This is a genomic window from Sinorhizobium sp. CCBAU 05631, from assembly GCF_002288505.1.
GTDB classification, from domain to species: Bacteria; Pseudomonadota; Alphaproteobacteria; order Rhizobiales; family Rhizobiaceae; genus Sinorhizobium; species Sinorhizobium fredii_C.
This window is the reverse complement of record NZ_CP023063.1, coordinates 1,673,752-1,698,395: the sequence shown is the minus strand read 5'-3', so window position 1 is coordinate 1,698,395 and position 24,644 is coordinate 1,673,752. Positions and strand designations below refer to the sequence as shown.

Sequence of the window (24,644 nt, the reverse complement as noted above, 5' to 3'; positions counted from 1 at the left end):
GGAAAGACGGAGAAAAGGGCGCTGCACGCCCTTTTTCATGCGCTCTTTTCGCCGCGGATGGTCTCGAGCGCCGCCGGGATCGAGCCGCGCATCAAGACACGCGGTGGACGCACGTGGTGTTGATAGAGGGCGCGGCGAACCTGCGTATTGGCGCCAACGATGATGAAGCGCACGCCGAGCCTCTCCGCCTTGCGCAACGTCCCTTCGATGATGTTGGCGGCGGTCGAATCCATGAAGGGGACTTCGGAGCAGTCGAGAATGAAGTTTCGGCGCTGATCGGCGATCCGATCGAGCACCGCTGCAACGGTGGCTGCCGAGCCGAAGAAGAAGATGCCTGCAATCCGATAGATCACCGTTTCCGGATCATCGCCAATGACCGGGTGCTCTTCGTCGCGATTTCCCGATTGCAGCAGCTCAAGCGGCTTCATTTCACCGACTGAGATGCCTTTCGCCATTCGATTGATGAACAGGAGGGCGCCGAGCGCCACACCGATCACTATCCCCTCTGTCAGTTCGCGAAAGACAACGATGAAAAAGGTGGCCAGCAGCACGACAGCATCACCGTAGGACGACCGCAAGAGCGCCATGAAGGCCGGCTTTTCGATCATGTTCCAGGCGACGACGGCAAGCACGCCAGCGAGGGAAGCGAGCGGGATATAGCTTGCTAGCGGTGCGGCAAGCAGCATGAAGAGAAGGAGAAAGACTGAATGCAGCATGCCGGAAACGGGGCTAGTGCCTCCGGCGCGAACATTGGTTGCGGTGCGGGCAATGGTGCCGGTGACGCAGATGCCGCCGAAGAGCGCCGAACACAGATTGGCTATCCCCTGGGCAATCAACTCCATGCTGGATCGATGTCTGCGTCCCGTCATGCCATCAGCGACAACGGCCGAAAGCAGTGACTCGATCGCGCCGAGAAGAGCCAACGAGACCGCATCCGGGAACACCGCAACGGCTTTCTCAAGGGAGAAAGGCGGCAAGGTCGGAAGCGGCAGTCCGCGCGGAATACCGCCGAAGCGAGTGCCGATCGTGTCCGTCGGCAGGTGCAGGACGGCGACGAGGACCGATGCGGCGCCGACGGCGATGAGCATTCCGGGCCAATGCGGCCGCAACCGGCGCAGCGCGAGAATGATGCCGACGGTCAGGGTGGCGGTCAGGACCGCGGCCTGATTGACCGTATCGGCGGACCGGCCGAGTGCCGCGATCTTTTCAACAATCGGCCCCGGTTCGCTGCCTGGTAACGTCAGCCCGAAAAGGTCGCGCAACTGGCTGGCAAAGATGATCACAGCAATCCCGGCCGTGAAGCCGACCGTGACAGGGTAGGGGATGAACTTGATGTACTGTCCGAGGCGCAAGTAGCCGGCCGCAACGAGCATGAGGCCGGCCATCGCAGTCGCAAGCAACAGGCCGTCGATACCATGCCGGGCGCCGGTCGCAGCGACGAGAACGATGAAGGCACCGGCCGGACCGCCAATCTGGACCCGGCTGCCGCCGAGGAGCGAAACGAGAAATCCGCCGACGATTGCGGTATAGAGCCCGCGATCGGGTGTTACGCCGGAGGCGATCGCAATGGCCATTGAAAGCGGTAGGGCGACGATGGCGACGGTCAGGCCGGCCAAAGCGTCCGCTTTCAGCCTGGCGCGGCCGTATCCCTCGGCGATCACGCTGACAGTTTTTGGGATAAGAGAATCGGGCATCGGCGAAACTTTCGAGATCCGCCACGTTTGCTGGATGGTACGTGCCGGGCATTCTCAGCCTATCTGAGTCGCCATGCCGCACAAGCTGAGCGGGCAGCATTCAGGTCAGCAGGATTCGTCAATTCGATCTGTGGTTTGAACGTGGTCGAGCGAAAGCGCGAAAGGTTCGATATGGCGGGCGGTGCATGGGCGACATATGAGAGGCGGCTTCACCACGTCTCGGCCTATATCTACGGGCATCTCGATGAAGAGCTGAATCTCGACCGGCTTTCGCCGCACCATTGCCACCGCATCTACAGGGCGGTGCATGGCGAAACCTTGGCGGCGACCGTCAAGCGATTGCGGCTGCAACGGGCAGCGGCAGAACTTGTCCAGACCGGTCTTTCAGTCGAAGCGATCGCGCGACGCTCTGGCTACCCGAATGTTCAATCCTTCAACCGCACCTTCAGGGCCGTCTATGGTCTTCCGCCGGCGCGCTACAGGAAGGAGGGGAGTCACAAGGCCTTTGAAACCGCTTCCATGGAAGGAAATGCTGTCATGTACGATGTTGACTTGAGGACCATAGAGCCTCTGACCCTGGCGGGTGTTGCTCATTCTGGTTCCTATATGGGCATCGGAGAAGCGTTCGAAACGCTTTACGCCACCCTCTTCGCGCGGAACCTGTTTCGGCCGGACATGGAGATGATCGGAATCTACCTGGATGACCCGGAACTGGTGGAGACGGACAAGCTCCGATCGTTCGCCTGCGTGACGGCCAACGGCGAGCAGGCGGCCGAGGCGCCGCTTACGCCGCAAGGGATTGACGGCGGGCACTATGCCGTGCTGCGGCACAAGGGCCCCTATGCCGACATGCCAAAGGCCTATCAATGGCTCTATGGGACTTGGCTGCCGAATTCCGGCCGCGAGATCCGCGACAGCGTCATGTTCGAGAAGTATCTGAACAACCCGCGCGAAGTGGCCCCGACCGAGCTGCTTACGGAAATCTATCTGCCGCTCAAGTGACTTGGCCCCATTTCACTTCGACGCTTCAAACAAGAAACCCGGCACAAGGCCGGGTTTCGTAGTTGTGGCTGTCGGGCTGGCCGCCTAGGCGGCCATTGCTTTCTTGAGGTTCTCGTCGATCTTGTCGAGGAAGCCGGTGGTCGAGAGCCACGGCTGGTCGGGACCGATCAGCAGCGCCAGGTCCTTGGTCATGAAGCCGGCCTCGACCGTCTCGACGCAGACGCGCTCCAGCGTCTCGGAGAACTTCGCCAGTTCGGCATTGCCGTCGAGCTTGGCGCGGTGCGCCAGACCGCGGGTCCAGGCGAAGATCGAGGCGATCGAGTTGGTCGAGGTTTCCTCGCCCTTCTGGTGCTGGCGGTAGTGGCGGGTCACCGTGCCGTGCGCGGCTTCCGCTTCGACCGTCTTGCCGTCCGGGGTCATCAGCACCGAGGTCATCAGGCCGAGCGAGCCGAAGCCCTGGGCGACGATGTCCGACTGCACGTCGCCGTCATAGTTCTTGCAGGCCCAGACGTAGCCGCCGGACCACTTGAGCGCCGAGGCGACCATGTCGTCGATCAGGCGGTGTTCGTACCAGAGCTTGGCGGCCTTGAACTCTTCGGCGAATTCCTCGTCGAACACCTTTTGGAAGATGTCCTTGAAGCGGCCGTCATAGGCTTTCAGGATAGTGTTCTTGGTCGAGAGATAGACCGGCACCTTGCGCTGCAGGCCGTAGTTGAACGAGGCGCGGGCGAATTCGGTGATCGATTCGTCGAGGTTGTACATCGCCATCGCAACGCCGGCGCCGGGGGCCTCATAGACGTCGTGTTCGATCGTCTGGCCGTCGTCGCCGACGAACTTGATCGACAGCTTGCCCTTGCCCGGGAACTTGAAGTCGGTGGCGCGATACTGGTCGCCGAAGGCGTGGCGGCCGACGATGATCGGTTTGGTCCAGCCGGGGACGAGGCGCGGGACGTTCTTGCAGATGATCGGTTCGCGGAAGATGACGCCGCCGAGGATATTGCGGATCGTGCCGTTCGGCGACTTCCACATTTTCTTCAGGTTGAATTCCTCGACGCGTGCTTCATCCGGCGTGATCGTTGCGCACTTGACGCCGACGCCGTGCTTCTTGATGGCGTTCGCGGCATCGATCGTCACCTGGTCTTCGGTCGCATCGCGGTTTTCGACGCTGAGGTCGTAATATTCCAGATCGAGGTCGAGATAGGGATGGATCAGCTTGTCCTTGATGAACTGCCAGATGATGCGGGTCATCTCATCGCCGTCGAGCTCGACGACCGGATTGGCGACCTTGATCTTTGCCATGAATATGCCTCGTGCTTTCTGAGACGCCGTGGCCGACGCCCCTCCGGTGGAAAAATCCACAGCCCTATAGCACTGTGGACCGGCAAGGCAAAGCATAGTTGGCCGAAACTTTGGGTCAGCAAAGGCGTCGCCGACTTTGGTGTCCCGGCTTTAATTTCCAAGGTTTTTGTGCGAGGGAAGCGGCGAATAGAGGCAAGGTATCATAATGGCAGGCACGAACAGCGAGCGCGAACTCTTGACGGAGGGGCCGGCGATCATTCTCGCTTACCCTCAGCTGGGCGAGAACATCGGCATGGTTGCTCGCGCCATGGCGAATTTCGGGCTTTCGGAACTGCGTCTCGTCAATCCGCGCGACGGTTGGCCGAGTGAGAAGGCGCGCTCGGCGGCGAGCCGAGCCGATCATGTGATCGACGGGGCCAAACTCTATAACACGCTAGAGGAGGCAATCGCCGACCTCAACTTCGTCTACGCCACCACAGCCCGCGATCGGGATGGCTACAAGCCGGTGCGTTCGCCGATCGTTGCCGCCCGCTCGCTCCGCCAGCGCTTCAAGGTCGGGGAGGCGGTCGGCATCATCTTCGGCCGCGAGCGTACCGGACTGACCAATGAGGAGGTGGCGCTCGCAGACGAGATTGTAACCTTCCCCGTCAATCCCGCCTTCGCCTCGCTCAATCTTGCCCAGGCCGTGCTGCTGATGTCCTATGAGTGGATGAAGACCGGCATGGAGTCCGAGGAGGAGACCTCGTTCCAGGCGATCGAGCAGCGGCCGGCCACGAAGGAACATCTTCAGGGGCTGTTCGAACATCTCGAGGGGGCGCTCGAGGCGCGCAATTACTTTCGCTCCGCCGATAAAAAGCCGAAATTGGTGGAAAATCTCCGCGCTGTTCTGACGAGGCCTTCCTTCAGCGAATCCGAAATCCAGGTGCTGCGCGGCGTCATCTCATCGCTCGACCGCTTCACGCGCGAAAACCCGCGCGGCTCGGGCGCACCGGCCGGAGGCAGGAAGGGGCAAGGCGGCGGTGACGACGACTGAGCTCAAACCCATTCTCGTCTTCGACAGCGGCATCGGCGGTCTGACGGTGCTGCGCGAGGCGCGCGTGCTGATGCCGGAGCGGCACTTCATCTATGTCGCCGACGATGCCGGCTTTCCCTATGGCGGATGGGAGGAGGGGGCGCTAAAGGTGCGGGTGATCGCGCTCTTTGGCGACTTGCTCAGAGCGCACGATCCGGAAATCTGCGTCATCGCCTGCAATACCGCCTTCACACTGGTCGGATCGGATTTGCGCGCCGCCTATCCGCAAATGACCTTCGTCGGCACGGTACCGGCGATCAAGCCGGCGGCCGAGCGGACGCGTTCGGGACTGGTCTCGGTTCTGGCAACCCCCGGAACGGTGAAGCGCGCCTATACGCGCGATCTCATCCAATCCTTCGCCTCGCAGTGCCATGTGCGCTTGGTCGGTTCGGAGAACCTGGCACGCATGTCGGAAGCCTATATCCGCGGCGACAAGCTGGAGGACGAGGCGGTGCTGGCGGAGATCGCCCCCTGCTTTGTCGAAATGGACGATCGGAAGACCGACATCGTCGTGCTCGCCTGCACGCATTATCCGTTCATGGCGAATGTCTTCCGGCGGCTGGCGCCCTGGCCGGTCGACTGGCTGGATCCGGCCGAGGCAATCGCGCGGCGGGCGCGTTCGCTCGTGCCGTTGCCGAACGGTTTCGAACCGTTGAACGGCGAGGATCCGGCGATCTTCACCTCCGGCAGGCCCGATTTCGCCACGCGGCGGCTGATGCAGGGCTTTGGGCTCACCGTGCGTTCCGCATGAGCGTCAGAACGCCGTCGGCAGGATGAAGGCGGCGGCCGCCAGCACGATCGCAATCGCAAGGGCAAGGCTGATCCACGAGCGCCGCGCTTCCGCCGGCGAAATGATGCGATAGGGGGTCTTGCCCGCCTCGCGCAATTGCAAGTGGTTCTCGGTGTCGTATTGGGACATCAGCTTCCTTGCATCCTGTCTGGGACTATCATCAGGCGACTCCAGCGAATAGGAGGGGATCTGCCCGCTGGGTCGCACGCGTATTCCTGTGAGTTGTCTGAAGAGCGGCCCTGACCGGAGCCAAAACCGTGCTAGGTGTCGCTGGTTTTGGCGCTCCCGGCGGATCGCGAATCAATTCGTGACGAAGAGGTGGGAATGAAAGTCGGCATCGACATGGGAACGACGTCCGAAGGGACTTCGGCCTCGCTCGATATCGAAGAGCTTCTGGCGACGCGACTCCTGGTGCAGGGCAATTCAGGCTCGGGCAAGTCGCATCTGTTGCGCCGGCTGCTTGAGCAGTCCGCCCCTTGGGTGCAGCAGTGCATCATCGACCCAGAAGGCGATTTCGTGACCCTTGCCGACAAGTTCGGTCATGTGGTGATCGAGGGCGAGCGGACGGATGCGGAATTGATCGGCATCGCCACGCGCATCCGCCAGCACCGCGTCTCGTGCGTCCTTTCGCTCGAGGGACTCGACATTGAGCAGCAGATGCGCAGCGCCGGCGTGTTCCTGAACGCGATGTTCGATGCGGATCGCGACTATTGGTATCCCGTCCTGGTCGTCGTCGACGAGGCGCAGATGTTCGCGCCCTCGGTCGGTGGCGACGTTTCGGAAGAGGCGCGCAAGGTGTCGCTCGGGGCGATGACCAACCTGATGTGCCGCGGCCGTAAGCGCGGACTGGCCGGCGTGATTGCCACCCAGCGCCTGGCGAAGCTTGCCAAAAACGTCGCGGCGGAAGCGTCGAACTTCCTGATGGGGCGCACCTTCCTCGATATCGACATGCAGCGCGCCGCCGACCTGCTCGGCATGGACCGTCGCACGGCCGAAATGTTCCGCGACCTGAAGCGTGGCTCCTTCGTAGCGCTCGGCCCGGCGCTTTCCCGCCGGCCGCTGAAGGTGACGATCGGATCGGTCGAGACGTCGGCGCGCTCGACGAGCCCGAAGCTGATGCCGCTGCCGGAGGCGCCGCAGGATGTCGAGGACCTGATCTTCACGCCCGATCCGGAAGAATTGAGCCGACCCATTGTCCGACGTGCGGCGCCCCAGCCGCGGCCCGCCAGCGATATTCTCGCGGAACTGTCGCGGCCGCGGCCGGAATCTCAGACACCGGTCGAGGCGAAACCCGCCCAGCCGGAACTCTCCGCCGAGGAGCGGGAGGCGTTGATCGATGGCGTGTTCGCCGAGATTCTTGCAAACCCGGAAGCGGCGTTCCGGCCCGACGCCGAGCTGTACCAGGATTTCCTGGTTCGCTGCCGCATCCGCCGTGTGCCAGGCTCCGCGCCGTCAATCGGTGTTTTTCGGCGCAAGATGGCCGTGGCGCGCTCGGGGGTGGATCCCGAAACGGCTGCGACTGAAGCCTGGGCATCGGCTCTTGGGCTCGCCGATCGGGTGACGGAGGACCTGCAGGGCGTCTTCCTGATGATGGCGCAGGCGGCCGTGCGTGGCGCTCCCTGTCCTTCTGACGCGATGATCGCGCGTGCTTACGGCACGCATTCCGCCCGGCGGGCGCGACGGTTGCTCGGCTATTTCGAAGAGCAGGGGCTGATCGTCGTGCATGCGGATTTCGCTGGAAAACGAATCGTCGCTTTCCCTGACCTCGGCAAAGAGACCCGTCCGGGTGATGCGAATGCGCCGGATGCCGGCATGTCGGAGCGCGCGGCCGCGGAGTGATTTTTTCGGAACGGGGATTGGCGGAAATCCCTGCGTTTCTTGCATAAATCCGTTTGACAATTCCCCGCCCAATGCGTAAAGACCCGCCCAACGCCGGGCAGCGATGCCCGGTGTTTCATTTGACATGTCCCGTGGTTTCTCCGGCAGCGTGATCGTGAGAAGCCTGTCAGAACTCCCAAAATGAGTTCAGAGGAGGGCGTGTTTCCTTGATCCGGCTTGGCAACAGACCGGTGTAACCGATTGAAAGGAAATGCGATGAGCAAGCGCGAATCGTCCAAGTATAAAATTGACCGCCGCATGGGCGAGAACATCTGGGGTCGCCCGAAGTCCCCGGTCAACCGCCGCGAATACGGCCCGGGCCAGCACGGTCAGCGCCGCAAGTCGAAGCTTTCCGACTTCGGCGTGCAGCTGCGCGCCAAGCAGAAGCTGAAGGGCTACTACGGCGACATCCGTGAAAAACAGTTCCGTGCGATCTTCGCCGAAGCTTCCCGCCGCAAGGGCGACACCCCGGAAAACCTGATCGGCCTGCTTGAATCGCGCCTCGACGCGATCGTCTACCGCGCCAAGTTCGTTCCGACCGTCTTTGCCGCCCGCCAGTTCGTCAACCATGGCCACGTCAAGGTCAACGGCGTTCGCGTCAACATCGGTTCCTACCGTTGCAAGCCGGGCGACGTCATCGAAGTCAAGGACAAGTCCAAGCAGCTCGTTACGGTTCTCGAATCCGTTCAGCTCGCTGAGCGCGACGTTCCGGACTATATCGAAGCCGATCACAGCAAGATGGTCGCGACCTTCGTCCGCGTTCCGGCTCTGACCGACGTTCCCTATCCGGTCGTCATGGAGCCGCACCTGGTCGTCGAATTCTATTCGCGTTAATCCGGGCTCGGCCTCGTGAATTCGAAAACCGCCCGGAGACGGGCGGTTTTTTTGTAGAAAACTGCCGGAGCGACCCAAGATCGAGGAGTGCCGCATGCCGGAGCAGAAAGCGCCTCAGGATCTGCAACAGATCCTCGACGACATCTATCGCGAGCTGACGCCGCGGCTGGGCGAGGGCAAGGTTGCCGACTATATTCCCCAGCTTGCCCGCATAGATCCCCAGCATTTCGGCATGGCGATCGTCACGACGGGCGGTGATGTGCATCGGGTCGGCGATGCGGAAGTGCCGTTCTCGATCCAGAGCATTTCGAAGGTCTTCACGCTGACGCTGGCGCTCGGCAAGCATGGCGAGAATATCTGGCATCGGGTCGGCCGTGAACCCTCGGGGTCGGCCTTCAATTCGATCGTGCAACTCGAACACGAGGGTGGAAAGCCGCGCAACCCCTTCATCAATGCGGGGGCGATCACGATCAGCGACCTGATCCTCGCCGGCCACACGCCGAGGGAACTGATAGGCGAGATCGTGCGCTTCGTCCGTTACTTGGCCGACGACGAGAACATCGTCATCGACCACGAGGTTGCCCGCTCCGAGACGGCCACCGGCTTCCGCAATTTCGCGCTCGCCAGTTTCATGCGCTCCTTCGGACGGCTCGACCATCCGGTCGAGCATGTGCTCGGCGTCTATTTCCACCACTGCGCGCTCGCCATGACCTGCAGCCAGCTGGCGAAGGCGGGCCTTTTTCTGGCGGCGGGCGGCACCAATCCGTTGACCGGCCATTCCGTCGTATCGCGCCTGCGGGCCCGGCGCATCAATGCGCTGATGCTCACCTGCGGCCATTATGACGGATCCGGTGATTTTGCCTATCGCGTCGGTCTGCCCGGCAAGAGCGGCGTCGGCGGCGGCATCATGGCGGTCGCGCCCGGCAAAGCCTCGATTGCCGTGTGGTCGCCGGGCCTCAACGAGAACGGCAATTCGCTCCTGGGCTCGCTGGCGCTCGAGATGCTCGCGGCGCGTACCGGCTGGTCGGTATTTGGGCCGTGAGCGTCTGAGGGTGCCCCTCATGCCGCTGCCGTGACCTCCGCCCCGCGTGCGGGGAGAGGGCTACGGTGAGGGGCAATTTCGCTGAGGTTGAGGGCTCGATTCCTGCAATTCATTGCGCCGCCGCCCCCTTTTTCCTTGATCTTCGGTACCAGACCGGGCAAGTGGTTCGGGCCTTTGGGCGGACCTATTTCGCCCTCAGAATCCGAGACTACCGCCATGGAACTCTCACTATCGCCTGAGCGCGAGATGATGGACGCTGCTCCCAATGCGGAAGACGCCGTTCTCGACACCGGTGCTCATCCGCTGTTCGCGCGGATGCCGACCTCCGTCTCCTTCAACAAGCTGAGAAAGCGCCTGCTGCGCCAAGTGCGTCAGGCTTTCGACGACTTCGGCATGCTGAAAGGGTCGAAGCGCTGGCTCGTCGGCGTTTCCGGAGGCAAGGACAGCTACAGCCTCTTGGCGCTGCTGATGGATCTGCAGTGGCGCGGGCTTCTGCCGGTCGAGCTCATTGCCTGCAATCTCGACCAGGGCCAGCCGAACTTTCCGAAACACATCCTGCCGGACTATCTCGCCTCGATCGGCGTCAGGCACCGGATCGAATATCGCGATACCTATTCGATCGTGAAGGAGAAGGTGCCGACGGGCGCCACCTATTGCTCGCTCTGTTCCAGGCTGAGGCGCGGCAACCTCTACCGTGTCGCGCGGGAGGAGGGCTGCGATGCCCTGGTGCTCGGGCACCATCGCGAGGACATTCTCGAAACCTTCTTCATGAACCTCTTACATGGCGGCCGCCTGGCGTCGATGCCGGCGAAGCTTCTCAATGACGAGGGCGACCTGACGGTCCTGCGGCCGCTTGCCTATGCGGCCGAGGACGATCTCGCGAAATTCGCCGCAGCGATGGAGTTCCCGATCATCCCGTGCGATCTCTGCGGCTCGCAGGACGGTCTCGAGCGCAATGCCATGAAGGCGATGCTTGCCGACATCGAGCGGCGCATGCCCGGCCGCAAGGACACGATGCTGCGCGCGCTCGGCCATGTGAACCCGTCGCACCTGCTCGATCCAAAACTGTTCGATTTCCAGTCCCTTTCTTCGGAGCCCACAGAATGAGCCAGTCCGTCGATATCGCCGCCCTTGCCAACCTTTTGCAGGAGGCGGCGGTGAAGGAAATCCTGCCTCGCTTCCGGAATCTGGAATCGGGCGATGTGCGGACGAAGTCCGAGGCGATCGATCTGGTGACGGAAGGCGACGAGGCTGCCGAGAGGCTGATCAAGGCGAAGATCGACGCGATCGCGCCTGGCGCAGTCTTCATCGGGGAAGAGTCGGTCGCGGCCGATCCCGCTCTCCTCGACAAGCTGGCGGATGCCGAGCTTGCCATTGTCGTCGATCCGATCGACGGGACCTTCAACTTTGCCGCCGGCCTGCCGCTCTTCGGGGTGATGGCGAGCGTCGTCGCCAAAGGCGAGACCGTTGCGGGCATCATCTACGATCCGCTCGGCAATGATTGGGTGATTGCCGAGAAAGGTTCCGGCGCTTGGATGTGCCGACCGAACGGGTCGCAGGAGAGGCTGTCGGTCACGGCCGGCGTGCCGCTTGGCAGCATGGTCGGCGGCGCCTCGACGGCATTCTACCAGGAAGACAACCGCCGGATCGTCATGGGCAATTTGGCCAAGGTGAGGATCGCCACAAGCTACCGCTGCGCCGCGCATGAATACCGCATATTCGCAGCCGGCCATCTGCACTTCCTGATGTACCAGAAGCTCATGCCGTGGGATCACCTTGCCGGCACGCTGGTCGCCGAAGAGGCCGGCGCCTATGCGGCCCGCTTCGACGGATCGCGCTATCTGCCGGCCCACACCAATGGCGGGCTGCTTCTCGCCACCGACAAGGAAAGCTGGGAGGCGCTGCGGCGCGAGGTTTTCACCGTCTGATCAAGGACGTTACAGGCGTCACAATAGAGAAAGCCCGCCCCGGATCGCCGAGCGGGCTTTGTTGTTACATATGTCCGCCACCGTGATCGGGACCGGCGATCTGGTCGCCGGGATGGGTGAAGAGCTTTCCCTTTTCCGCCCAGAGCGTAGCGGCAATGGTCAGAAGTCCGAAGAGCGCGAATCCGCCGAACAGGGGCTGCAGCGTTCCGTTGAAAAGTTGGCCGACGGCGCTGCCGATGAGGGCGCCGGCCGTTGTCGAGATGAAACCGGTAATCGCCGTGGCCGTGCCGGCGAGATGGCCCATCGGCTCGAGGCTGATCGCCGTGAAATTGGTGGCGATCACGGCAAAGAACATCAGCAGCACCGAGAACATCACGTAGCTGACGACGAAGGCCGGCGTGCCGGCCAGCGACAGCGCGTAACCCGCGGCCGCAAGCAACGTGAACAGGATCAGTGCGGCGTGCGAGATGCGGCGCATGCCGAAGCTGCGGACAAAAAAGCCGTTGGCAAAGTTTGCCACAGCGATGCCGCCGGCCGTTCCGGCAAAGGCGATCGGCAGCCAGTCGGCGAGACCGTAAATTTCGCCGAAGACCTGCTGCACGCTGACGATGTAGGCGCAGATGACCGCCGTGAACAGCGTCAGGCCGATCATATAACCGCAGGTGATGCGGTTCGTCAGGACCGTACGGAAGCCTGAAAGAATAGCGCCGAACGAGAGCGGCAGGCGCTCCTTGGCAGGGAGCGACTCCGACATGCGAGTCAGCGCCAAAAAGAAAAGAACGAGGCCGATCACGCCGATCAGAATGAAGATCCAGTGCCAATCGGCATAGACGATGACCACCTGTCCAAGCGAGGGAGCGACGATGGGCACGATCATGAAGACGATCATCACATAGGACATGACGCGTGCCATCTCGCGGCCGCCGAAACAGTCGCGGACGATCGCCATGGTGGTGATGCGCACCGCCGCGGCACCGATGCCCTGGATGAAGCGCAGCACCAGCAGCGCCTCGAAGCTCGTCGCCTGCGAGGCGGCGAAGCTCGAGATGGTGAAGAAGGCCAAGCCGCCGAGCAGCACCACGCGGCGGCCGAAGGCATCGGAAAGGCTGCCGAAGAAAATCTGCGAAAAGCCGAAACCGAGGAAGAATATGCCGATGACGAGCTGCGCGTCGTTGGCATTGGTAACGTCGAACGACTGGCCGATGCTCGAAAGCGCCGGCAGCATGCTGTCGATCGCGAGCGCCACGCTTGCCGTCATCACGGCAATCGTCACGATGAATTCGACGAGACCCATTCCGATACGAGCCGCACCCGAAACCGAGTTGGTATCATCCGGTTGTTGTCGGGCGTTGAGGGTGTCTTCTGAGATGGAAGTCATTGAAATATCCACAATAGCAGATTGGGAGGAACAATCCGGCCGTCGCGCCACACCGGCATCCGGCTAGCCGGCAGGATTGTGCGGTTTGAAAAGCCGGCCGCCTTCTGCAAACAGCACAAAGACGAGGGCAAGGACGCCGACGGCAAAGAAGCCGACGGCGAGCGGTGTCACAGTGCCGTCGAAGGCCTGGCCGATGACGGCGCCGATGACCCCGCCGGTGATCGTCTGGACGAAGCCGAGAACCGACGAGGCGGTACCGGCCACATGCCCGAGTGGCTCCATGGCCATGGCGTTGAAGTTGGCAAAGATCACCCCGAACTGGAACATTGCCGCGGCGTAGAGGACCACGAAAATCGGTAGCGGCAGCGGTCCCGCGAGCGATGCACACATCCAGACGAAGCTCGCCAGGGTGAAGCCGAGAAGGGCGGCATGCGAGAGTGCCCGCATGCCGAACCGCCACACGAGACGCGAATTGGTGAAGGAGGCGACCGCCATGAGTCCGGCAAAGCCCGCGAAGACGACCGGGAACCACACGCCGAGACCATAGATGCCGACGAGGACCTGCTGTGCCGAATTGATGAAGCCGAAGAGCGCGCCGAAGATCACGGACGTCGCCAGCGTATAGAACAGCGCCATCCGGTTCGTCACGACGATACGAAAGCCCTCCAGAATCGCAGACGCTGTGAACGGGCGTCGGTTTTCAGAAGCCAAGGTCTCCCGCAGGCGAACTGCGACGGGCGCCGCGACGGCAAGCGCGTAGAACGCGATCACGACGAAGATCATGTGCCATTCCGCAAAGATCATGATCAATTGGCCGATGCTCGGGGCGATCACCGGGACGATCATGAACACCATCATGACCAGCGACATGATCTCCGCCATTTGACGGCCGCCATAGATGTCACGCACGACGGATACGGTCACGACGCGAATGGCGGCCGCGCCGACGCCCTGCACGAAGCGGAAGAACAGCAGCGCGGCGAATGTCGGCACGAAGACGATCGCGATCGCGCTCAGGGCATAGAGCGCCAGCCCGCCGAGGAGCGGCGCCTTCCGCCCGAAGCGATCGGAAAGCGGTCCGAAGAAAAGCTGTGCGAAACCCATGCCGAACAGATAGGCGGACAGGATATATTGGCGGTCGTTTTCGTCGCTGACGCCGAGGCTTGCACCAATTTCCTGCAGCCCCGGCAGCATGATGTCGATCGAAATCGCATTGATGGACATCAGCATCGCCATCAGGGCGATGAACTGGGTCTTGGTGAGGCCGGAAAGCGTCGCCGCTTGATCTATCGGTTTTGTCATTTCGGGAATCCCGCTGACCGTCCGCTCGGCGTCCGGCACAGAATGCGCCGCTGATATCGAGGGCGCAGAGTTCATCAATACTTTGATCGGTCTGTGAAATTTCAGGTCGAAGTCGAGCCTGCGCCGACGTCGATGCTATGAGTATACGGGTGCGAGAGAGTGCGCGCCCCAAGGCAATGTCTGCGTCGATCGCCCCCGTGGGGCAGTCGAAAATCTGCCGATGCGCGGTCGTGGAAGACCCCTCCGGAGCCGGTGAATTTCGTCGCCTGCTCAAGGAGTGCACCGAAATTTAGCCGAACGGCATATAGTTCCGGAATCAAAAAAGGCGGTCAGGCCGCCTTCTCCGTGCGCTGTTCCCTATTGCGGATGCTACGCAGCGCCCTTTACGGAAATGCCCTGTCCCTGAAGATGCTCCTGCAACTCGCCTGCCTGGAACATCTCGCGCACGATGTCGCAACCGCCGACGAATTCGCCCTTCACATAGAGCTGCGGAATGGTCGGCCAGTTGGAGTAATCCTTGATGCCTTGGCGCAGATCCGCATCGGCGAGCACGTTGATGCCCTTGTAGTCGACGCCGATGTAATCGAGGATTTGCACCACCTGTCCGGAGAAACCACACTGCGGAAACTGCGGCGTGCCCTTCATGAAGAGAACGACGTCGTTGGTCTTGATCTCGTTGTCGATGAAATCGTGAATTCCGCTCATGTTGTCTTCCTTCCTGGCCGGCTTCAAGGACCGGATGTCGCTTTGCTGCTTAAATAGCATGCATGGGCGCGGTTTTCACCCACCCAATTCGCAAAAATGTTGATGGTCCTCAAAATGTGGCTTTCAAACCACCTCAGGCGGGGCGGCGGCGCAGCTTGCTGCGGGATGCAGCGGTGCGGCGACGGCTCACCTGCTTCTTTGCCGGCTTGCGGATAGCGGCCTGGATGATCTCGGCAAGGATGCCGCCGGCGCCTGAGGCTTGCCTGGTACGGCGCTTCGTCCGCCGCGTCGCGGTTTTCCTGGCGCCGGTCTTCTTTAGGATCTCCTTCAGCGCACTGTCGACGACACCGCTGACGAGTTCCTTGATCAAGTCCGCCATAGGGACTCACTCCGGCGCGCTGGTCTGCAGGGCGAGCGCATGAAGTATGCCGCCCATATTTCCCTTCAAGGCGTTGTAGACCATCTGGTGCTGCTGCACGCGGGTCTTGCCGCGAAACGCTTCGGCCACGACTTCGGCGGCATAGTGGTCGCCGTCACCGGCCAAATCGCGGATCGTGACCTTGGCGCCCGGGATTCCGGCCTTGATCATGTCTTCGATATCGCCTGGTGTCATGGGCATGATATGCCAACTCCCTTGTTATTTTTCTGCGGGCGCAGGGGACGCACCCCCACTCGTAGCCTCAAGGGAACCACGATTCAGGGGCGGAAAGCAAATGATGATTTGACGGTTTTCCGCCCCGTCTGCCGTCAATTGTCCGGAGCCAGATCGCTGCCCATGTAGGTGGGGAACCAGGCTTCGTGGGCGGAACGCAATTCGTCTACCGAGACCGCCTTTGCATCGCCGAGTTTAACGGCTTCGCCTTCGGTCTTGCCGATAACCGGCAGGTCAATGCCAGCGACTGCCGCCCGAGCGGCGACCGCATCGAGCTTGTCGGCAGTGACCGTCACGACATAGCGACCCTGATCCTCACCGTAGAAGGCCGCAATCGGATCGTTCTCCGGAGCAGCAATCGTCGCGCCGATGCCCGAGGCGATCGCCATCTCCGCAACGGCAAGCGCAAGGCCGCCCGAAGAGCAGTCGTGCACGGCGGTAACCAGTCCGTCCGCGATCAGGCCGCGAACGAAGTCGCCGACCTTGCGTTCATGCGCCAGATCCACGTGCGGTGCCGGACCGTCGGTGCGGCCGTGAATGTCGCGCATATAGATTGACTGAGCGATGTGGCTGCCCAAGTGTTCCGGCGCGCCGGCGAGCAGGATGGTCTCATCCGCCGCGGCAAAGCGGATGCGCGCCATCTTCGACCAGTCCTTGACCAGCCCTACACCGCCAATGGTCGGGGTGGGCAGGATCGCCTGGCCGTTCGTCTCGTTGTAGAGCGATACGTTGCCCGAAACGATCGGGAAATCGAGAGCGCGGCAGGCTTCGCCGATGCCTTTGATGGCGTGCACGAACTGGCTCATGATTTCGGGGCGTTCGGGGTTGCCGAAGTTCAGATTGTCGGTGGCAGCGAGCGGCAGCGCCCCGGTTGCCGTCAGGTTGCGCCAGCATTCGGCGACAGCCTGCTTGCCGCCCTCGAACGGATCTGCCTCGACATAACGGGGCGTCACATCCGAAGAGAAGGCGAGCGCCTTCGTCTCATGGCCTTCGACGCGCACCACGCCGGCGTCGCCGCCCGGCAGCTGCAGCGAATTGCCCTGGATCAGCGTGTCGTATTGCTCGTAAACCCAGCGGCGCGAGGAATTGTTGGCGGAGCCGACCAGCTTCAGAAGCGCCTCGGCGACATCGGCCTGGGGAATGTCGTTGGTCGCGAGCGGCGAGGGGGTCTTGGCCGGTGTCCAGGGGCGGTCATATTCCGGTGCCTCGTCGCCGAGTTCCTTGATCGGCAGGTTCGCCACTTCCTCGCCCTGGTGCAGGATGCGGAAGCGCAGGTCGTCGGTCGTCTTGCCGACGATTGCGAAGTCGAGGCCCCACTTGACGAAGATCGCCTTGGCTTCCTCCTCCTTTTCCGGGCGCAGCACCATCAGCATGCGCTCCTGGCTTTCGGAAAGCATCATCTCGTAGGCGGTCATGCGCTCCTCGCGCACCGGCACCTTGTCGAGATTGAGCTCGATGCCCAGATCGCCCTTGGCGCCCATCTCGACGGCGGAACAAGTGAGGCCGGCGGCGCCCATGTCCTGGATGGCGATCACGGCGCCCGTCTGCATCAGTTCGAGGCAGGCTTCAAGCAAGCATTTTTCCGTGAAGGGATCGCCGACCTGGACGGTCGGGCGCTTCTCCTCGATCGACTCGTCGAACTCGGCCGAAGCCATGGTGGCGCCGCCGACGCCATCGCGGCCGGTCTTGGCGCCGAGATAGACGACCGGGAGCCCGACGCCCTCCGCCTTCGAATAGAAGATCGCATCGCTCTTCGCGAGGCCCGCCGCGAAGGCGTTGACGAGGATGTTGCCGTTATAGCGCGAGTCGAACTCGACCTCGCCGCCGACCGTGGGCACGCCGAAGGAGTTGCCGTAGCCACCGACGCCGGCAACGACGCCGGACACGAGGTGGCGGGTCTTCGGATGATCGGGCGAGCCGAAGCGGAGCGCGTTCATCGCGGCGATCGGGCGCGCACCCATGGTGAAGACGTCACGCAGGATGCCGCCGACGCCGGTGGCCGCGCCTTGATAGGGCTCGATATAGGAAGGATGGTTGTGGCTCTCCATCTTGAAGACGACGCAATCGCCGTCATCGATGTCGACGACGCCGGCATTCTCGCCCGGCCCCTGGATGACGCGCGGTCCCTTGGTCGGGAGCGTGCGAAGCCATTTCTTTGAGGATTTGTAGGAGCAGTGCTCGTTCCACATAGCCGAGAAGATACCGAGTTCGGTGAAGGTCGGCTCGCGCCCGATCAAGTTCAGGATGCGCTCATATTCGTCGGGCTTCAGCCCGTGCGAGGCGATGAGGTCCGGGGTGATGGGGCGGGTGTTGGAAATCGTCATCGTCGACCGTCAATCCTTCGGGCGGCGCGCACCCCTTCCGACAGGGACACGGCGCGTGCGAACCGCAACACAAACAGGGGGCGCTTTGCGGCTTCTTTAGCCTATGACGCGCCGCGGCGCGACAGAAAAATACCGCAGATCAACAGGAGCCAGCCGACGTGCTCCCGACCGGAAATTCCGTTTCTCAGCCGCTAGAATTTGTAGCCGAGCATCAGTCCCGCACGCGTCAAACCGTCGTTGGGTCCATTGCAAAGATTGGCATTGGAGGAGTGTTCCACCGTTGCCGACAGGTTCCAGTGATCGTCGAAGCGAAACCCGGCGGCGGCATATTCGCGGAACATCAGCCGACAGCCAAGCTTCGGCCCGCTCGTTCCGTCATCGTTCAGGTCGCCGTCGTGAACCGTGCCGCCGGCACCGAGCTCGACAAAGAAACGCTCGGTGATGTCGACGTCCCAACTGAACCCGCCATACACCTGGTTGACGCCGTTCGACGCGGTTGCGATCGAGGCTCCGGCATGCACCCGTGGCCGCAGGACCTTTTCAATTAAGCCGGTAGCACTGTCTGCACCGAACGGGTCGAAAAAGACGGTCACGGATGGGAAGACGCCGTCCTCCTGATTGTCGCCGTCGCCGATGGAGGTCGTCGCACCGAAACGGAGTCCGTCGAAGATCGGCTCTGCCGCGTGAACGGGTGTGGCCCCAAGAGATGCCAGGAACGCGAAGGCTCCGACGGAACCGAGCATCAGGCTCCGGGCACCGAGCCAAGTTGAAGAAAGCATGCCAGATCCTTTGGAAAGGCGAATCGACTCAGGCGTTACGCGAACTATAAATCGTCGTCGCTTGTGCGAAAGTCGTCTGGCAGGGAATTAGTCGAAGCTGTCGTAGCCGGTACGGCCGCTATCGAGCAGGCGTCGCAAGATCTGGAACCCGGCCTCCACGTCGCTCCGCTTGGCCGGCGAGGAGAATCCGACGCGGATGCGATGGAAGACGCGGTCGGACCGGGCCGCCTTGAATTCGTCCTCGTCGTCGATCAGCACGCCTTCCTGGAGGGCTGCCTGCTTGAAGGTTCCCGACAGCCAGGGCTCCGGGAGCTTCAGCCAGAGGAAGGGTACCTTCGGGTGGTCGTTGAACTCGAAGCCGGAGAAGATTTCGCGCGCCATGGCGACGCGCTTGCCGATTTCCTCGACGCCGCGGCCGCGCAGGGAGGAGGCGGCCCCTGAAAGAACAAGGCGGGCGCAAAGTTCGGCAAGGAGGAACGGAAGGCCGCCGCTGATCATCTTGTGGGCGATGCGGATGCGCTGGCTGAAATGTGGCGGGCAGGCGACCCAGCCCCCGCGCACGCCGGCGGCAACGGACTTCGACAGGCCGCCGACGAGGAAAATCCGCTCCGGCGCTAGTTCGGCGAGAAGCGGAATGGGATCACCGGTCATCGAGCCATAGAGATTGTCCTCGACCAGCCATACACCGTATTTGCGGGCGATTTCGGCGACCGCCTGACGCCGCTCGAGCGGCATGATCGCCACCGTAGGGTTCTGCGCGCTTGGCATCAGGAAGGCGAGCTTCGGATGCTGCTGGGCGCAAACGCGCTCGAAATCCTCCGGGATCAGGCCGAACTCATCGCTTGCGAGCAGCGCGATCCGCCGCCCGATCAGCCCGGCGCTGCGGCTTACCTGCGAATAGGTCAGGGTTTCAAAGGCGATGCGGTCGCCCGGCGAGGTGACCGCCGAAATCACGGCAATGACGGCGGCGTGCGCACCGAGCGTCGGCACGATGCATTCCGGTGTCGGTCGAAAGCTGCCGCTCGCCAGCCACTGCGCACCCGCTTCGAACCAATGATCAGGAAAATTGCGGGCATAGCTCGCAATGTCCGCATGATGCTCCCGGCTGATGTCACCGAGCAATCTTGCCAGAATGTCGCCCTGGCCGATGTCCGGCGCCGCCGTGCTGTCGAAGCGCAGCTTGCCGGGCGGCGCGACGATCGGACGGGTACCGGCTAGCGACGTGGTGAGTGGATCGGCCTGTTCGGGCGGTCTGCTCTCCGGATGGTCCAGCACATAGGTGCCGCGGCCGACCTCGCCGCTCACAAGTCCGCGCTCCCGCACGATGTTGTAGGCCCGGCCGATCGTGCCGATCGTCACCCCGATGTCGAAGGCCAGATTGCGTTGCGGCGGCAGCTTGGTGCCGACGGGCAGGGCGCCGCTGCCGATCGCCTGTTCAATCTGGTCGGCGATCCGCGCGTAAAGCGGCCCGTGCCCCTGCTGTATATCCGGTAGCCAAGTTGTCATAGTGACAATTGTCTATATTGCCTCAATTGCAGAGTCAATTATCACAGGATGGTGCGACAGTACGGCGTTGAGGTTCAGAGCATGAATACAATTAATACAATTCAGTTGTCGCCGCGGCACACCGAGAGGCCCAGCCATCGCGGGCAAAGCGCCAACTTGAGTATTCCAGCTAGGCTGTGGCGCTTCTACTGTGCATTGGCCGCGAAGAGGCGCAGCCGTCTGGTGCTGGGCGACTTGAGCGACCACCAGTTGAAGGACATCGGCGTCAGCGAGGCTGAAGCACGGCGAGAGGCTGCCGTTCCGTTCTGGCGTTAGAGCGGGATGCGTTCAAAGATGTGGCGCCGCCGCCCGTCTGTTTGCTTGCCGCCACGACGCAGAGGGTAGGCGCGGACGATTTATCCGCGGCGCGCGAGACCGCCGAGCTCGGATCGGGAACTCGGTTGTTTAAGCTCAACTGCAGCCCTGGCCGCCGGCGGCCCAGCGCCGCACGTCCGACGCGATCCGCGTGCCCACCGGCTCGCTGAGAAGCGGACCGAAGGCCTGCAGCCGGGCAGGGTGCCCTTCGGCTTGGATGACCGCGAGGGGGCGTGACTCGGGCGATTTGCGCGGCACGAGCAAAATGCGCGGGCGCCCGGAGAAGGAATTGAGTTCCGGTGCGAGCCGATAGGCCTTGAAGGCCGGGTCGCCCGACTTGAACCAGCAGCCATTGGCGCCAAGCGCAACGCGCTCCATCGTCGGGAGCGCGGCGGAGCTCGCAGGCGCGGAGGTTGGGCGGTTGGATTGGCACCCGCCAACGAGCACAAGGCTTGCGGCGACGCAGCCGAGCGCTGCGAATTGTCTGCATTTCATGGATGGCATAGGCGGCCTCGCGCGCGTGACGATGGATACCGCCTTCTAGCAGCGATACGGTTAAGCGGCGATTACGTCGAGCGCCGAGGCGAAGATGCCGCGGCCATCCGAGCCGCCATGGGCCGCTTCGATCAGGTTTTCCGGGTGCGGCATCATGCCAAGAACATTGCCGCGGTCATTCACCACGCCGGCAATATCGTTGAGAGAGCCGTTCGGGTTGGTGCCTTCGGCATAGCGGAAGACGACCTGACCATTGCTTTCCACCGCCTTCAAGGTTTCGGCGTCGGCGAAATAGTTTCCGTCATGGTGGGCGACGGGGCTGCGGATCACCTGGCCCTTGGCGTAGGCACGGGTGAAGTCCGTCTCCGCATTGACGACTTCGAGCTTCACTTCGCGGCAGACGAATTTCAGCGAGGCATTGCGCATCAGCGCGCCCGGCAGCAGGCCCGCTTCGACGAGGATCTGGAAGCCGTTGCAGACGCCAAGGACGCGCACGCCTTGCTCGGCCTTGGCCTTGATCGCCTGCATCACCGGCATGCGCGCGGCGATCGCGCCGCAGCGCAGGTAGTCGCCATAGGAAAAGCCGCCGGGAATGACAATCAGGTCGACATCCGGGATCTCCGTCTCGGTCTGCCAGACGGTCACCGGCGTCTTGCCGGAGATCTTCGTAAGTGCCGCGATCATGTCGCGATCGCGGTTAAGGCCTGGAAGCTGAACGACGGCTGACTTCATGGGCGTAGATACCTTGCCTTGGCCCCGCGGCCCTGAAGCGCGCGAGGTGAACATCAATGCTGGAAACGCCGGTGAACCGATCCGAGGGTCGCGTCCGATCGTGACGGCCGGCGCAGAAATTCCCCCGCCGTCAGGCGAGGGAAATACTGTAATTTTCGATCACCGTGTTGGCGAGCAGCTTCTCGCACATAGCCTTGAGCTCGGCTTCGGCCTTGGCCTTGTCTGCGGTCTCGAGCTGCAGGTCGAAGACCTTGCCCTGGCGGACCTGGCCGATGCCGTCGAAGCCAAGCGCCCCGAGCGCGCCTTCGATTGCCTTGCCTTGAGGGTCCAGAACGCCATTCTTCAACGTCACGGTTACGCGTGCCTTGATCACTTGCTTATCCCCGAAATTCACTTGGCCAGCATCGTTACTTGACGAGCACGGGTCCGGAACCGCGCGGCGGCTCGTTCTCGTTGATGATGCCGAGACGGCGGGCCACTTCCTGATAGGCCTCGACCAGGCCGCCCATGTCGCGGCGGAACCGATCCTTGTCCATCTTTTCCTTGGTCTCGACGTCCCACAGCCGGCAGCTGTCCGGCGAAATCTCGTCGGCCAGAACGATGCGCATCATGTCGCCTTCGTAGAGGCGGCCGCATTCGATCTTGAAGTCGACGAGCTGGATGCCGACGCCAAGGAAGAGGCCCGACAGGAAGTCGTTGATGCGGATGGCAAGCGCCATGATATCGTCGAGTTCCTGCGGGCTCGCCCAGCCGAACGCGGTGATGTGCTCTTCCGAGACCATCGGGTCGTCGAGCGCATCGGCCTTGTAGTAGAACTCGATGATCGAGCGCGGCAGCACGGTGCCTTCCTCGATGCCGAGGCGCTTTGCGAGCGAACCGGCGGCGACATTGCGCACGACGATCTCGAGCGGAATGATCTCCACTTCCTTGATCAGTTGCTCGCGCATGTTGAGGCGGCGAATGAAGTGCGTCGGAATGCCGATCTTGTTGAGATGAGTGAAGATGTACTCGGAAATGCGGTTGTTGAGTACGCCCTTGCCGTCGATGACGTCATGCTTCTTCTTGTTGAACGCGGTCGCATCATCCTTGAAGAACTGGATGAGCGTGCCCGGTTCCGGACCCTCGTAAAGGATCTTTGCCTTGCCCTCGTAGATACGGCGGCGACGATTCATGGACTTGTCTCTGTGGTTGTTGGCGCTCTTGGGTCGCGCATTTGGAATTTTCTCAGCGGGTCCATATCTGAAAAGAACGCATTTCACAATCGGCGTATCTTTCCTTCCCCCGATTTAGATCAGGGTATCATGAAAGGCGCCAAAGACGAAAACGCAGGTTGCTCTTCCGCCGGCACACTGCATTATGCGAGAATGCTGGCCGGCAACTTGAGGGAGGTCGATTGATGACGACGATGCAGGATCGCGAGAAGGCTTTCGAGGCAAAGTTCGCGATGGACGAAGAGTTGAGGTTCAAGGCCTTGGCGCGGCGCAACAGGATGCTCGGCCTCTGGGCCGCCGGCCTCCTCAACAAGGCGGACCCCGAAGCCTACGCGCGTGACGTCATCACCGCAGATATCGAGGAAGCCGGCCACGAGGACGTCGTGCGCAAGATCAAGGCCGACTTCGACGCGGCCGGGGTGGCGCAGTCGGAAGCCGACATCCGCGTGCGCATGCTGGAGTTCCTGGCACAAGCGGTCGAGCAGGTCCAGAACAGCTAGTCCCAGGAATTGAATTCGTCGATTTTGCGTGGCGGCTTCGATGCCTGGCCACGCGAAAAGATCTGCGGCACTGCCGAACGTTCTCAAATCTTTCCGACGCGGTCAGCGGCATGCCGTCAGGACTTCGGCGTGTACCAGATCGGCGACGTGTAGGCGCGCTCCGTGATGGTCGTCGCGGTGCCCGGCAAAGGCTTCACGCCAAATCGCTTGCCGTCATAGGCGGTCCAGCGCGGTGTCGGAATTTCGATCACCCGGCCGTAATAGAAGGCGGGCTGGTTGGAGTCGAATTCCGGATCCTTCCACACGGCGATGAGTTCAGGTGCGCCGACCGTGTTGGTCCAGGTGGCGTTCGCCTCGTCTACGGTATTGCCGACCGGTGGAAGCTTGCCGTCGCCCGACCAGGCGACGTCATAGACCTTCTCGTGCGGGTTTCCGTCCTTGTCCAACCAGCCCTTGACGATCTGGTAGCGGTCGAGATTGGCGCCGATCGGGTCCTTCAACGCCGCGACAAGGAAGGTCGGCGCTTTGCCGCCGGGTGCCGCGCTGAGGTCGCCACCCATCGGCACGCCCTTGCTGTAGCCGATCCGCGCCGGCAGGCGATCCTCGGCATCACGGGCCTCGAAGTCCCATCCGCCGAAGAAGCGCACGATCATGCGCGGCCCGGTCGTGGCATAGGTTTCCTTGCGTTCCATCGCGTCCCACAGGGATTCGCGCCTGTTTTCCCTGGTCCAGACCGCCGCATAGCCGGAGGCCGAGACCTCCCAGTCCATGATCTTCACGCCGGAGATCTTTCTGACCGGATGGGGCCTCGTGGGCGCCGGCCAGGCCGACCTCGACTGGGACGTCGCCGCCGCCATCGGCTATCGCTTCAGCGACACGGTGTCGGCTGTCGCCGGCTACCGCGCCCTGGGCGTCGACTACAGCAACGACGGTTTTCTGTTCGACGTCGTGCAGCAGGGTCCGATTCTCGGGCTCGTGGTGAAGTTCTAGCCTGGTGGCCGAAAGATCAAGGCTGATCCCTGGAGCAAGCGACTGATCCCGTCGCAAACCCAACGAAATGCAAAGAATGCATCTAACGAGAAAGCGGCTTCGGAGCGCAGCAATGCCGACCGCGGTTTCGAACTCCGGAAGGTAGGAGGTTTTGCCTCGAGTAGATTCGCAAGAGCG

Annotated in this window: 25 protein-coding genes and 2 pseudogenes; 11 read left to right on the top strand and 16 right to left on the bottom strand. The window is 62.3% G+C overall.

Annotated elements, in window-relative coordinates; translation table 11 throughout:
* Positions 1–35: 35 nt before the first annotated feature.
* Positions 36–1,694 (bottom strand): SulP family inorganic anion transporter, encoded by a 1,659-nt coding sequence (locus SS05631_RS08445; RefSeq protein WP_037424422.1) that lies wholly within the window; start codon positions 1,692–1,694, stop codon positions 36–38.
* 171 nt (positions 1,695–1,865) lie between these two features.
* Here SS05631_RS08445 and SS05631_RS08440 point away from each other — a divergent pair, with 171 nt between their 5' ends.
* On the top strand, positions 1,866–2,696 hold the full coding sequence (locus tag SS05631_RS08440) for an AraC family transcriptional regulator (protein ID WP_037424424.1): 831 nt from the start codon (positions 1,866–1,868) through the stop codon (positions 2,694–2,696).
* Between the two features lie 84 nt (positions 2,697–2,780).
* On the opposite strand, the gene SS05631_RS08435 is transcribed toward SS05631_RS08440, so the two are convergent.
* Positions 2,781–3,995: an NADP-dependent isocitrate dehydrogenase gene (locus SS05631_RS08435; protein ID WP_037424426.1), complete on the bottom strand. Its 1,215-nt coding sequence runs from the start codon at positions 3,993–3,995 to the stop codon at positions 2,781–2,783.
* A gap of 205 nt (positions 3,996–4,200) precedes the next feature.
* On the opposite strand from SS05631_RS08435, the gene SS05631_RS08430 reads away from it, so the two are divergent.
* Positions 4,201–5,028, top strand: a complete 828-nt coding sequence (locus tag SS05631_RS08430) for an RNA methyltransferase (protein ID WP_037424428.1) — start codon at positions 4,201–4,203, stop codon at positions 5,026–5,028.
* Positions 5,015–5,818 (top strand): glutamate racemase, encoded by an 804-nt coding sequence (gene murI / locus SS05631_RS08425; RefSeq protein WP_037424430.1) that lies wholly within the window; start codon positions 5,015–5,017, stop codon positions 5,816–5,818. The genes SS05631_RS08430 and murI overlap by 14 nt, the downstream gene beginning before the upstream one ends.
* Before the next feature lie 3 nt (positions 5,819–5,821).
* Here the strand turns inward: murI and SS05631_RS30940 are convergent, their stop codons facing one another.
* A complete protein-coding gene (locus SS05631_RS30940; protein ID WP_157213202.1) occupies positions 5,822–5,986 on the bottom strand; it encodes a hypothetical protein in 165 nt (54 codons plus the stop codon).
* A 195-nt stretch (positions 5,987–6,181) separates the two neighbouring features.
* Between SS05631_RS30940 and SS05631_RS08420 the strand changes: the two genes are divergently transcribed.
* The 5 genes from SS05631_RS08420 (at position 6,182) to SS05631_RS08400 (ending at position 11,539) form a co-directional block, all read left to right on the top strand.
* On the top strand, positions 6,182–7,696 hold the full coding sequence (locus tag SS05631_RS08420; RefSeq protein WP_037424432.1) for an ATP-binding protein: 1,515 nt from the start codon (positions 6,182–6,184) through the stop codon (positions 7,694–7,696).
* Between the two features lie 255 nt (positions 7,697–7,951).
* Positions 7,952–8,569: a 30S ribosomal protein S4 gene (gene rpsD, locus SS05631_RS08415; RefSeq protein ID WP_037424434.1), complete on the top strand. Its 618-nt coding sequence runs from the start codon at positions 7,952–7,954 to the stop codon at positions 8,567–8,569.
* 94 nt (positions 8,570–8,663) lie between these two features.
* Complete coding sequence (locus tag SS05631_RS08410; protein WP_037424436.1) at positions 8,664–9,611, top strand: glutaminase; 948 nt, start codon at positions 8,664–8,666, stop codon at positions 9,609–9,611.
* Positions 9,612–9,857: 246 nt separating this feature from the next.
* On the top strand, positions 9,858–10,718 hold the full coding sequence (gene ttcA, locus SS05631_RS08405; protein WP_244412295.1) for a tRNA 2-thiocytidine(32) synthetase TtcA: 861 nt from the start codon (positions 9,858–9,860) through the stop codon (positions 10,716–10,718).
* On the top strand, positions 10,715–11,539 hold the full coding sequence (locus SS05631_RS08400; protein ID WP_037424440.1) for an inositol monophosphatase: 825 nt from the start codon (positions 10,715–10,717) through the stop codon (positions 11,537–11,539). The genes ttcA and SS05631_RS08400 overlap by 4 nt, the downstream gene beginning before the upstream one ends.
* 64 nt (positions 11,540–11,603) lie before the next feature.
* Here the strand turns inward: SS05631_RS08400 and SS05631_RS08395 are convergent, their stop codons facing one another.
* From SS05631_RS08395 to SS05631_RS08360, 8 genes are all read right to left on the bottom strand, one after another.
* Positions 11,604–12,917: a multidrug effflux MFS transporter gene (locus SS05631_RS08395; protein WP_037424442.1), complete on the bottom strand. Its 1,314-nt coding sequence runs from the start codon at positions 12,915–12,917 to the stop codon at positions 11,604–11,606.
* Positions 12,918–12,980: 63 nt separating this feature from the next.
* On the bottom strand, positions 12,981–14,219 hold the full coding sequence (locus SS05631_RS08390; RefSeq protein WP_037424472.1) for a multidrug effflux MFS transporter: 1,239 nt from the start codon (positions 14,217–14,219) through the stop codon (positions 12,981–12,983).
* A gap of 369 nt (positions 14,220–14,588) precedes the next feature.
* Entirely contained in the window at positions 14,589–14,924 is a 336-nt protein-coding gene (gene grxD, locus SS05631_RS08385) for a Grx4 family monothiol glutaredoxin (RefSeq protein WP_037385944.1), read from the bottom strand.
* Between the two features lie 133 nt (positions 14,925–15,057).
* Positions 15,058–15,303 carry a hypothetical protein gene (locus tag SS05631_RS08380; protein WP_037424444.1) on the bottom strand — a complete coding sequence of 82 codons (246 nt, stop codon included), beginning with the start codon at positions 15,301–15,303 and terminating at the stop codon, positions 15,058–15,060.
* Positions 15,304–15,309: 6 nt separating this feature from the next.
* Positions 15,310–15,543, bottom strand: coding sequence for a BolA family transcriptional regulator (locus SS05631_RS08375; protein ID WP_014328481.1), 234 nt, complete (start codon positions 15,541–15,543; stop codon positions 15,310–15,312).
* A gap of 128 nt (positions 15,544–15,671) precedes the next feature.
* The gene (gene purL / locus SS05631_RS08370) at positions 15,672–17,900 is read right to left on the bottom strand and encodes a phosphoribosylformylglycinamidine synthase subunit PurL (RefSeq protein ID WP_037424447.1); all 2,229 of its coding nucleotides are present in this window, start codon (positions 17,898–17,900) and stop codon (positions 15,672–15,674) included.
* Positions 17,901–18,091: 191 nt separating this feature from the next.
* The gene (locus SS05631_RS08365; protein ID WP_050988347.1) at positions 18,092–18,643 is read right to left on the bottom strand and encodes an acyloxyacyl hydrolase; all 552 of its coding nucleotides are present in this window, start codon (positions 18,641–18,643) and stop codon (positions 18,092–18,094) included.
* Positions 18,644–18,766: 123 nt separating this feature from the next.
* Complete coding sequence (locus SS05631_RS08360; protein WP_037424449.1) at positions 18,767–20,185, bottom strand: PLP-dependent aminotransferase family protein; 1,419 nt, start codon at positions 20,183–20,185, stop codon at positions 18,767–18,769.
* Positions 20,186–20,233: 48 nt separating this feature from the next.
* Between SS05631_RS08360 and SS05631_RS32630 the strand changes: the two genes are divergently transcribed.
* Positions 20,234–20,500, top strand: coding sequence for a DUF1127 domain-containing protein (locus tag SS05631_RS32630; protein ID WP_037424450.1), 267 nt, complete (start codon positions 20,234–20,236; stop codon positions 20,498–20,500).
* A 135-nt stretch (positions 20,501–20,635) separates the two neighbouring features.
* Here SS05631_RS32630 and SS05631_RS08350 read toward each other — a convergent pair whose 3' ends face one another.
* The 4 genes from SS05631_RS08350 to purC form a co-directional block, all read right to left on the bottom strand.
* A complete protein-coding gene (locus SS05631_RS08350; RefSeq protein ID WP_037424451.1) occupies positions 20,636–21,043 on the bottom strand; it encodes a hypothetical protein in 408 nt (135 codons plus the stop codon).
* 51 nt (positions 21,044–21,094) lie between these two features.
* Positions 21,095–21,766 carry a phosphoribosylformylglycinamidine synthase subunit PurQ gene (gene purQ / locus SS05631_RS08345; RefSeq protein ID WP_037424453.1) on the bottom strand — a complete coding sequence of 224 codons (672 nt, stop codon included), beginning with the start codon at positions 21,764–21,766 and terminating at the stop codon, positions 21,095–21,097.
* Positions 21,767–21,896: 130 nt separating this feature from the next.
* Positions 21,897–22,139, bottom strand: coding sequence for a phosphoribosylformylglycinamidine synthase subunit PurS (gene purS, locus SS05631_RS08340; RefSeq protein ID WP_012708154.1), 243 nt, complete (start codon positions 22,137–22,139; stop codon positions 21,897–21,899).
* Positions 22,140–22,173: 34 nt separating this feature from the next.
* On the bottom strand, positions 22,174–22,938 hold the full coding sequence (purC, locus tag SS05631_RS08335; RefSeq protein ID WP_018239850.1) for a phosphoribosylaminoimidazolesuccinocarboxamide synthase: 765 nt from the start codon (positions 22,936–22,938) through the stop codon (positions 22,174–22,176).
* A gap of 224 nt (positions 22,939–23,162) precedes the next feature.
* Here purC and SS05631_RS08330 point away from each other — a divergent pair, with 224 nt between their 5' ends.
* Positions 23,163–23,477, top strand: a complete 315-nt coding sequence (locus SS05631_RS08330) for a DUF1476 domain-containing protein (RefSeq protein WP_037424455.1) — start codon at positions 23,163–23,165, stop codon at positions 23,475–23,477.
* A 116-nt stretch (positions 23,478–23,593) separates the two neighbouring features.
* Here the strand turns inward: SS05631_RS08330 and SS05631_RS08325 are convergent.
* A pseudogene (locus tag SS05631_RS08325) lies at positions 23,594–24,262 on the bottom strand (DUF3604 domain-containing protein); the annotation flags it as partial.
* Here SS05631_RS08325 and SS05631_RS08320 point away from each other — a divergent pair.
* Positions 24,252–24,467: pseudogene (locus SS05631_RS08320) on the top strand (hypothetical protein); the annotation flags it as partial. The pseudogenes SS05631_RS08325 and SS05631_RS08320 sit on opposite strands and share 11 nt — an antisense overlap.
* Positions 24,468–24,644 lie beyond the last annotated feature (177 nt).